This window comes from Cobetia sp. (assembly GCF_983723665.1).
On sequence record NZ_CFDJES010000073.1, the window covers coordinates 1 to 1,508 of the forward strand.

At 63.3% G+C, this 1,508-nt stretch carries 2 protein-coding genes; both read left to right on the forward strand.

Translation table 11 applies throughout. The features are described from left to right. Window positions 1-15 precede the first annotated feature (15 nt). A complete protein-coding gene (locus tag AC4FAH_RS09040; protein WP_285460990.1) occupies window positions 16-972 on the forward strand; it encodes a GlxA family transcriptional regulator in 957 nt (318 codons plus the stop codon). 138 nt (window positions 973-1,110) lie between these two features. Then, the coding region (locus AC4FAH_RS09045; RefSeq protein WP_490245920.1) for a hypothetical protein at window positions 1,111-1,508 on the forward strand (398 nt) is incomplete at its 3' end.

The window sequence follows — 1,508 nt, forward strand, 5'->3', positions numbered from 1 at the left end:
TGGAGCCACTGCACGATGCGACTCGATTACATCGGCCCGCTACCGGAAACCATCGGGTTTCTCTTGCTGCCACGCTTCTCGATGATGGCGTTCTTCGCGGCCGTGGAGCCTTTGCGCATCGCCAATCGCATCAGTGGCAAGCCGCTGTTTCGCTGGCTGCTCATCAGTGAGGATGGTCAGCCGGTCACGTCTTCCAGTGGCATGACGCTGGTCGCCGACCACAGCATTCTCGATATTCGCTCCCTGCCTTCGCTGGCGGTATGCAGTGGTTTCGAGCCCGAGGCACACCTCAATCGCGCCTTGACGGGCTGGCTGCATCGTCTCGATGGCGGAGGCTGTGTGCTGGGCGGCCTGGATACCGGCTGTTTCCTGCTGGCGGCGGCAGGACTGCTGGACGGTGAGCGGGTCACGCTGCACTGGGAAAGCCTGCCGGCGTTTCGTGAGCGCTTCCCGACCATCAGTACCTCGGATGAGCTGTTCGAGCTGGGCGCGCGGCGCTTTTCCTGTGCCGGTGGGGCAGCCGCGATGGACATGGCGCTGGATGTGATTGCCCGCCGGCACGGCACGGCGCTGGCGGTGGATGTCTCGGAGCAGCTGGTACACGACCGCATGCGCACGCGGACGGACCAGCAGCGCATGACGTTGGCGCGCCGCCTCGGCACCCACAAGCGCCAGCTGGTGGATGCGGTCGCCTTGATGGAGCAGAACCTGGACACCCCCTTGTCGCTGGAGGAACTGGCGAGACGCTGTCGCGTCTCGCTGCGCCAGTTGCAGCGCCTGTTCGAGCAGGAGCTGTCGACCTCGCCGCGGGCCTGGTACCTGCGGCTGCGCCTGGAGCGGGCGCGGCATCTGCTCAAGGAAACCGACCTCGATATTCTCTCGGTCGGGCTGTCGAGCGGCTTTACCTCCAGCTCCAGCTTCTCGCGTGCCTACCGCAACCACTTCGGGCATTCCCCGCGCCAGACGCGCTGAGGCCTGGCTGGTTGCCATCGGCGTGATGACGCTGACGTTAATCGTGATGCAGTGGTGAGGCGGGCCTCTTGCATTATCAGGCTGCTCGCCTCTATTACATGAAGATGCCCTCAGTAAGCCCCAAGGAATGGAGCGCGTATGCAGTTCATGAAATATGCCAGGCAGTTGGCGCGAAACCCGCTGGGGATCATCGCGTTGTTCATCTCGTTGATCTATGGCTTCGCGAGTCTGTTGCTGAATTCGGCGGCCGAGACGCTGACGGTGGCGGAGCGTTGGCCGTTGATCGGTTTCATCGTGGTGTTTCCGCTGCTGGTGCTGGCGGTGTTCTATCGACTCGTGACCCATCATCACGGCAAGTTGTATGCGCCGGGGGATTACGACAAGGATCGCTCCTTCATGCGCACGCTATCGCCAGCCGAGCAGGAGAAGCGTCTGACTCGCGAGGTGCAGGAGTCGCTGGGGGAGAGTGATTGGCAGCAGGGCGGAGTAGGCGCCGAGGCTCAGGTATCAGCCGCAGATGAGGATAGTGGGCAGGC